Here is a 9,526-nt window from a genome sequence, read left to right as displayed (position 1 = left end):
TTTTTTAAAAACCAAAAAATTTCACAAAAATCTTTAAAAATTTCATAAATGTTAAACCACCTCAACAACATTGAGGTGTTATTATGTCTAATTAACCCTTCTGTCCACTTTTAGTGTCCCTGTTTATTTCTTTTTGTTTAGAATCTTAACAAGAAGCAACAAATGCCACAGGAATTAATGTCATACCTGAAATTAATGCAATTTTCAAAAAAGTTTTAATTTTTTCACATTTCTTCCACAGGTATATAATATATATATATATATATATATATAGGAAAGGTGTGTTATTAAAATGAAGAAAAGTAGAAAAATTTTTCTTTCTTTTGGTGCAATAATAGCATCATCATTAGTTTCAGTTTCAGCTATTACTGCTGCCAATCAAGAAAATTGAAATGAGTTTCAAAGAATGGCAGCCGAAGACTTGAAAACTTTTATCGAATCACAAGAAAAGCTTGCTGATTCTACTACCACTATAAATAATTTGCATGTTCCATCTGGATACAAAAATTCAAGAGAGAATAGGAGAAAAATAATAGATTTTGCAATTGATGAAAATCAATTGCAATCAGTTTATGATTTTTTTATTCAATTATCAAGTTTTAACCAAATTAATGATGAGAACTCTAAAAATGAGTGAATTAAAGAAATTAAAAATTGATTTTGAAATAGACCTGGTTTATATTTCGATAATTACAACGAAAACAAAAAAGGTTCACTTGAATGAAGATTTATGCCTAACGAAGCCATTACTGATGAGGATCATGCAGCTGAAAATGCAATTGAAGTATTTGATCAAAAAATAAAAGATTTAACAACTTTTAAAACACTTAGTGAATATCGAGGAAGATTTAATACTTTTCAAGAATTTGAAAAGTTTATTTTAGACGAACTTCAAGTAGAATTAAAAAAAGAAGTTTATAATGCTCCACGAGCATATTATGATAATTTTGTAACTATTTTAAAAAATGCAACTGTAGATCCAAATGATTCAAATAATTTAAATAGAAATATTCCACAGGATTTAAGTAATACATTATTGAATTGATTAAAAAATAGTCAAAACTTAAATGCTGATGAAAAAGCTAAGGGTGGAAACCATGGCGAAGCTTTGGAATTATTAGGGGATAATGGATTAATTGGAATAAATAACAAAATTGCTGAAATTAGAACCAAATTAGCTACTTATCAAGCAAAAAAAGCTTCTTTTGATTATAAATTTGAACCTGATGAACCTGAAAAAACTGATTTTGATAATGAAAAAGAAAAATTAACAACTCAATTGCAAGAATTACAAAAAAAATTAAATGAATTGAACACAGCTATTAATGGAACAATTAGTAGTACAGGTTGAGACAGGAAGAAACGAAAAATATTAAATTTAACTACTACTAATCATGAGTTAGCGACAGGTCTAAGTACTTATATAGTTGCTGAAGATAAATTAGAAGGTTTATTAAAATATAGAGAAAAAGTTGCAGAATTACAAAAAATACTTTCAGATTCTTCATTATCTGATGAGCAAAAAAAACACTATACTGAAAGGATCGATAGTTTGGGTGATAATGCAGATAATTATGCTGAGTTGCAAACTATTGGAGACGAGATCAAAAATTCAATTGAAGCAGATTCAAATGTAGAAGAAATTATAAATAAATTTAGTTTATGAACTGACGAACAACAAAAAGATCCTTATCGTGAACAAATTAAAAACGTTTATAATGATTCAAATTTGGACGAACAAGCTAAAAGTGCAAAAATTAAACAAATTGAAAAACAAATTTTTAGCAAAATGAAAGAAAATGCTAATAATTTAATTGATCAAACTTCTTTAGAAAACACAGAAAAAGATGCATATAAAACTTTAATTAATTCTGAAAGTATGGATGAAAATATCAATCCATATGATTTTCCTCTACTTAAAACAATCACAAAGGCTAAAATAGATAATTTAGATAGTTTAAATCCAGCACAAAAAGAATATTTTAAAAATAAAATTAATGATCAAAATATTGATGACGCTACAAAATCAAATGCAATTTTAACTGAAGCAGAAACAGTAAATCAAAAAATGAATGATTATAAAAATACATTCAAGGATGATGCTAACAGTGACGCAACCAATGTAGCAACAATTAAGAAAAGCACTGATTATACTGAAGCAGATAGTGATAAAAAAACTGCTTTTGATAATGCTTTAGATCAAAGAAACACTGATTTAACAAGTTCGACTGATAATTTAACAATCGAACAAATTAATCAAAAAATTGCAGCTTTAAAACAAGCAAAAGAAGATTTAAATGGTGATGAAAATCTAGCAGAAGCTAAAAAACAAGCAAAAAATAAATTAAATGCTACTTATACATATTTAAATAATGCGCAAAAAGAAGATGCAATTAATAAAATTGACGCATTAACAACAGTAAACGCTGTTAATAATCAAGATGCTGAAAATAAAAAACTTGACGATGCTATGAAAAGTTATAGTCAAAGTCCAGCTAATATAGAATCAATTAGAACAACTACTGATTATACTCAAGCTGATAATCAAAATACTTTAGAAAATTTAATTACTGCTAAAGAAAATGAAATTAATAAAACAAGTGGGCCTAATTTAACATTAGAACAAGTAAAAGAAAAAACTACAGCACTCAATAATGCAGTTGCTGCTTTAAATGGTGATGAGAGATTAAAAGCTGCTAAAGATGAAGCAATTAGAAAAATTAATTCAGAATATTCATATTTAACACAAAAACAAAAAGAAAAAGCAATTGAATTAATTAATAGTCAAAATACTATTGAAGATGTTAACAATCAAGATACAACCAATAAAGCTTTGGATTCTTCAATGAAGACTTTAAAAGACTATATTTCTAATCAAGAAAAAGTTACTTCAAGCAATGATTACACTTATACCACTAATGATTTAAGAGCTGCTTATGATGGTAACCCAACTAAAAATAACAATGTAAAAAGTGGTGCGATTAAAGAAGCAGAAGATTTAGTAACTGCTTTAAATACTGAAAACAATTCTGATTTGATGAATAAAGAAACAATTGATGCTTTAAACAAAAAAATTAAAGGCGCAATTGATGCTTTAAATGGACAAGATCGTTATGAAACTGAAGTTGCAAGATTAAATGATTTAAGTACTGCAACTGCCAAAGTTAAAGATAATATAAAAACAACTGATACAGCAAGCGAAATTTCAAATGATGAAATTGAATTTAATAATGATACTATTCCACAAGATGCTAAACCAGTTGACTTAGTTATTTCAAATCCAAATGAAGTAACAGGTAAATTAGAATTAAGTTACAAATATCAATCAACTAAAGAAAATCTTGAAAGTGTTCAATCAAGTGAAACTTATGCTTTAAATAATGATAATGCCTTAAGTACTTTAACTGAACAAGAAAGATTGGATCAATTAGTTCAAGATGAAGCTGTTACAAAAACTGTTGATTTTAATGGCGCAGATAAAGAATCTTTTGCTGTTAGTGATTTAAACAAGGATAATTTCACAACTTCTATTACTCCAACTAATAATGCTAAAGTAATTATCGATAAAATTGAACCTGATCCAAATGATCCAAGAGGAATAATTGTAACTTATAAACTAGAATCAACCAAAGACAATTTAGATAATCAAAAAGTTGTTTCAAGCAAAAATTTAACTACTAAAATAACTGGATTTATGACCAGCGAAGAAAAAGAGCAAAAAACTATTAATAGCTATAATGCAAGTAATTTTTTAGGAACTCCTGATCCCCTTACTCAAGCATCAGAATTTGTAAATAAATCATCAGAAGTTAATATTGCTTTTGATGCTAATGATAATGTTGATCATTCAAATGAAACCATTGTGGTTAAATCAATTAAATCTTGAGATGATAGAACTGGAACATTAGTAGCTAATTTTGTGGTTCAAAGTAATAAAAACGGTAAAGTTCTTACTTCAGATCTTAAAACTATAACTATTAATGGTTATATGACTGAAGAGGAAAGATTAAATGATTTATTGACAAATAGATCTAAAAAATTTGAATTTAATGGTGATAAACCACAAAACAAAACTACTGTAGATGAAGTTGAATTAGCACAATTATCAGGTTATTTAGCAGGACCAAATAATAAAGTTAAATTAATAATTGATGAAATTACTGCAAGAGATAGTCAACACGGTACAGTTACTTTCAAATATCATCTCTTATCTACTCGAACAGATATTCCGAATAATGAAATTGTTTCTCAGTCAAGAACTTATTCTTTAAGTCTTTTTCAAACTGATGGTGAAAGAGAAAAAGAAAATGAAAGAGAAAAAGAAAATTTAAAAGCTAAAGGAATTGATGATTTAGAAATAAATGTAACTAAAAATAAATTAGCTTCTGAATATAATGCCGATGAAATTACTTTAAGTGCTAAAGATTCTAACATTAGTGTAATTGATAAAAAAATTATTGGTTACAATGACATTACTGGTGAAATTAAACTTTCATATAAACTAAAAAGTAATCAAAGCAATATTGAATCTGATACCAAAGAAATAATTCTTAGTGGCTTTAAAACTGAAAGCCAAAGATTAAATGAACTTTTAAATACTTTAAGTAAAGAAGATATTAGTTTTGATGGAACTAAAAAGGATCAATTACCTTCAGTTGCGCCAGCTAATGATAAAAATAATTATGCTTATGATGAAGCTAAAAAAACTACTAACAAAGCTAATATAGAAATTAATTCAATTACTCCAAATAATCAAGCTGGAGAAAATACTTTAAATCTCAAATTAATTTCAACTAAAACACAAAATGAATTAATTTCAAATTGAGAAATTCATAATTTTGTTGCTCCTGAAAGTAATAATAAAAACTCAGTAATTGATGGTTTTAGAACTAAGGAAGAGCAAGATAAAATAGATCGCGATGCAGAAAAAACACGTTTAAATAATTTAACTGTTGTATTAGATTATGAAGATAAAAATGCAACCTTACCTTCAGATGCAGTTATTAAAAAAGTAATTAAAACTATTAAAGAAACTAATCCAGAAGCTAGAGTTGTAATTGATAATATTGATGCAAGAAATGAAATTGAAGGTTCTATTAGAATCCAATACCATTTAGTTTCTGAAAAAAGCGATGAAATTTATCAAGATGTAACTTCAGAAAATAAATACGCACAAATTAAAGGCTTTAAGACTGAGCAAATGCGTCTTGATGAAATTATGCAAAACTTAGCAATTAAAGCTGGAATTAAAAATCTTGCAAGCGACAAATATAATAAATTAAAGGCATCAAAATTATTAAAAGACTTAATTTTAAATAAATTAGCAACTAATCAAGATACAAGCTATAACTTAAAAGTAGTAGATAAATCAGCTAATGATAACACAGGTGAAATTAGTTATACTTGACAAATTATTTCTAATAGAGGTGTGGTAAATTCACAAAACTTGAATAATGTAACATCAAGCGACCAATATAAAAAATCAGGTACTTTAAGTGGCTTTAAAACTTTAGAGCAAATTGAAAAAGAAAGATTAAATTCTCTTGATTTTAGTGACAAAGTTGAAAATGGTGTTGTTTATCGTATTGATTATCCAAATAAAGCAAATGAACAAGCTTCAAGTTTAACAGATGCAACCACTAATTGAACTTGAGATACATTAAATAAAGATAATTATGAATTCATTAATCAAAAAATTGTTGGTTACAATGATTTAACTGGTGAAATTCGTTTAAGTTTCCAAATTAAATCAACTAAACCAGACTTTGATTCTGTAGTTTCTGACACTAAAGAAATTATTATTAGTGGATTTGAAACAGAATTACAAAGATTAAATAAATTAGTTGACACTAATCCATATAATATTTCATTAAATAGCACTGTTAATAAAGAAAATAAAAAAGCTTCAACTTTAAATAAAGATGATTTTAGTGCTTCAATTAAAGAAAATGCTGACAACACAAACGATTATAGCTCTGATTTACTTCTAACAGATGCTAATGATAATACAGGTCAAATTGGAGTTAAATACAAATTAATTTCAAATAGACAAGTAAATACTGATCAAAATGATTTGAAAAAATTAGTAAGCAATTGAAAAGATACATTCAATGAACAACAAGTAATTTCTAAAGAATCAACTTCTGTTAATTTTGATGGCTTCTTAACTAATATTGAAGAAGAGAAAAGAAGAATTGAAAACTTCTTACCACAAATTGTGCTTGATTTTACAAATCGTGATCAATACTTACCGCTTTATAATGAAAAAGATGTAATTGATTCAAAAGTAATTGTTAAATTAAACAATGATGAAACTTTAAAACAAAATCACATTAAAGTTAAAGAAAATTCATTAACTATTACTGAACGTGATGATCGTGAAGGATATATCAAAGTAACTTATACCTTGCAATCAACTAAACCAGGTTTAGAAGGTGCAGAAATTGTTGTTAATGAAACAAGAAGTGATAATACTAATAAATTAAGCGGTTTTAAAACTGAATTACAAAGATTAGAAGGTTTAGTTTTTGATTTTAATAATAGTGTTAGTGATAAAAATCAAAAACAAGCTTCAAATACTGCAATTACTATCAGTAATTTAAGTCAAAACGATGCTAAAACTACAAATATTACAATTAGTAATAAAACTCGTGATGAAAGAAATGGTACTTTAAGTGGTACTTATAGCATTTATTCAACAAGAGATGGTTTAAATGACATTCATGTTGATGATAAAAAATTCACTATTAACGGATTTTTAACTGAACAAGAAAGAATTAATAATTTATTAGCTGATGATACAATTCAAGCTCATGTTGAATATAAATTAGATAATCAAGCTGAAATTTTACCTTCAGAATTATTAGCTAATAAAGATGAAGTATTAAATAATTTAAGTACATATTTTGATATGAACTTAGATAATGAAGCGATTAATCAAGTTAATTTAAAAATTAGTGAGTTAAGCGCTGATGATGCTAATGGTTCAATTACCTTTAAATATAAAATTGCTTCAACTAAAGAAAACTTAACTGATATTGAATCAGAACAATCTAAAACTATTACTTTAAGTGGTTTCTTAACTGAATTAGACAAGCATAAAAAAGAAGCTAAGAAAACTATTGATGCATTACAAAACATCTCAGAAACACAAAAAGATGCTGCTAAAGCTAAAGTTGAAGAACAAAACACAATTAACAATGTAAATAACATTGTTTCAAATACAACAGCAGTTGATGCTGCTCTAGTAACAATTAAAGATATTGTCCCAGTTAAAGAAAAAGTTCAATTCAAAGAAGCTGATGCAGATAAACAAAATGCATTAACTACAGCATTAGATAATTTAAATTCATTAGAAAGCAAAGAAGTCTTTGAGAACGCTGTAGAAAACTTACAAGATAAAGTGCAAACTCTTAAAGATGCTCACAAAGCATTAAACGGAGATGCAAACTTAGCAAAAGCTAAAGCAGATGCTATTGCTGCTATTGATAAGTTAAGTTACTTATCAGAAGCACAAAAAGATGCTGCTAAAGCTGATATTAATGCTAAAGAAGCTATTGTAGATGTAAATAACATTGTAAACAATGCTACTTTAATGAATAATGCTAAAGAAGCTCTAGATAAAGCTTCTAAAGCACAAAAAACAATTGCTTACACAGAAGCTTCAGAACAACCAAAAACTAACTTTGATGAAGCTAAAGCTAATGTAGAAGCAATTAAAGATATTACTAACTTTAATGAGTCAGTAGATAATATCGTTGATTTAACAAATAAATTAAACAATGCAATTGCTGCTCTTGATGGAAGTGTAAGCTTAGATGCTGCTAAAGAAGAAGCTCTTAAAGAACTTGCTAAACTTTCATACTTATCGGATTCTGAAAAATTCAAAGCTTCTGAAGTTATTAAAAACGCGACAGATGCTGAATCATTAGCAAAAGCTATTGAAGATGCTAAAACTTTAAACAAAGCTAACTACGATACAAAAGTAAGTGAATTAGATAACTTAACTAATGAATACTTACAAAGTACATATGGGACAGCTAAATCAAATAAATTAAGAGAAAAAATCGAAGAAGCATTAGCAAACTTTGCTGCTAAATCATTTGAAGATACAAATGGTGCAGAAGCTATTGCTAAATCTGAAAACTTGCTTAGTTTAGTTGATTGCATCACAACAGATGTATCAAAACCTAAATTTAATACATCATCAGAAGCTTCATCATTAAGCAACATTGACCAGTTCTCAAAAGCTTTAAATGATAATAATTACTTTAACATTGCTACAAAAGAGAAATCACAAATTAAAGCTGATGATGTTAAAAACTTAAAACAAATTATTTCTAATATTGCAAAGATTAACAACTTAAATGTGCTTACAACAGCGATTGTAAAATCATTAAAAGAAACATCACCAATCTTAATCTGGCCATACTTCGTAGCTGCTTCAGCTGCAACTTGATTAATAGGTATGTTAATCTTTGTATTTGGTAGAAAGAAATAAGAAGTTAACTAACGATTAATAAACAAACAAAATCAATCAGTACTAGACAAAAATAGTGCTGATTTTTTTGTATTTTTTAAAAATCTAAAAATTTCATAAATGAGAAACTTTAAGGGTAAAAATATGTAAAAAATTACTTTTTACAAAAAAAAAAAAAAAAAAGATGCCTCAAGGTTGATTTTGTGCTAATTATAAGTATAATTAATATGAATATTTGACTTATAAAAAAGAAAAGAATAAAATAAGTGCTTTTCTAGCTTAAAAATTAATATTTTTAGCTTCCTTAAGTATTTATTGAAAAAGGAAATTTTATGAATTTAAAAAATAAGAAAAAATGAATTCTTTTACCTTTAGGCGCAGGAGTTACAGCTCCAATTGCTTTACTTACAACAGTAAGTGCGACAACTGAAAATGTAACAACTACAAATCCTGAAATTGATGCTCCTGAAGGAAGATTAAAATTCAATGATACAAAGAATGAAGCAGTTAAATCACTTAATGACTTATCATTCTTATCAGATGAACCATATCCATATGATTCAGAAAAATTCAAAGCTTCTGAAGCTATTAAATCTGCTAAATCAAATGAAGAACTACAAAAAGCTATTGAAGATGCTAAAGCTTTAAACAAAGCTAACTACGATGATCAAGTAGCTGAGTTAGAAAACTTAACAAACCAATACTTAGCAAGTACATATGGAACTGAAAAAGCAAATGCTTTAAGAAAACAAATTGAAAATAAAATTGCTATGTTCAATTCAAAATCATACAAAGAAGAATCTGGAGAAAAAGCAGTTGCTAAAGCTCAAAACTTACTTGACTTAGTTGACTACTTAACATCAAAAGTTTCAGAATACAAATTTAATAAAACATCTAAACAATTAGATTTAGCTAACTTAAATGAGTTTAAAAAATTATTAACAACATACGATTACTTCAACATTCAACTTAAAGACAGAAGCGACATAAAATCAGATGATGTTAAAAATATGAAACAATTAGCTCTTGAGGTTTCAAAAATCAAAG

The 9,526-nt window shown here is 26.8% G+C and carries 2 protein-coding genes; both read left to right on the top strand.

Going from position 1 to position 9,526, the window contains the following annotated elements; all coding sequences use genetic code 4:
* Window positions 1-292 precede the first annotated feature (292 nt).
* A complete protein-coding gene (locus VBM88_RS02920; protein WP_323680440.1) occupies window positions 293-8,500 on the top strand; it encodes a lipoprotein 17-related variable surface protein in 8,208 nt (2,735 codons plus the stop codon).
* A gap of 311 nt (window positions 8,501-8,811) precedes the next feature.
* Window positions 8,812-9,526: hypothetical protein (locus tag VBM88_RS02915; RefSeq protein WP_323680439.1), on the top strand; the 715-nt coding region annotated here is incomplete at its 3' end.

The sequence above is a fragment of the Mycoplasma sp. 1232 genome (genome assembly GCF_034863345.1).
In the GTDB taxonomy this organism is placed as follows: domain Bacteria; phylum Bacillota_I; class Bacilli_A; order Mycoplasmatales; family Metamycoplasmataceae; genus Mycoplasmopsis.
The sequence above is the reverse complement of the archived record's forward strand: the minus strand, read 5'-3'. Positions and strand labels throughout refer to the sequence as shown.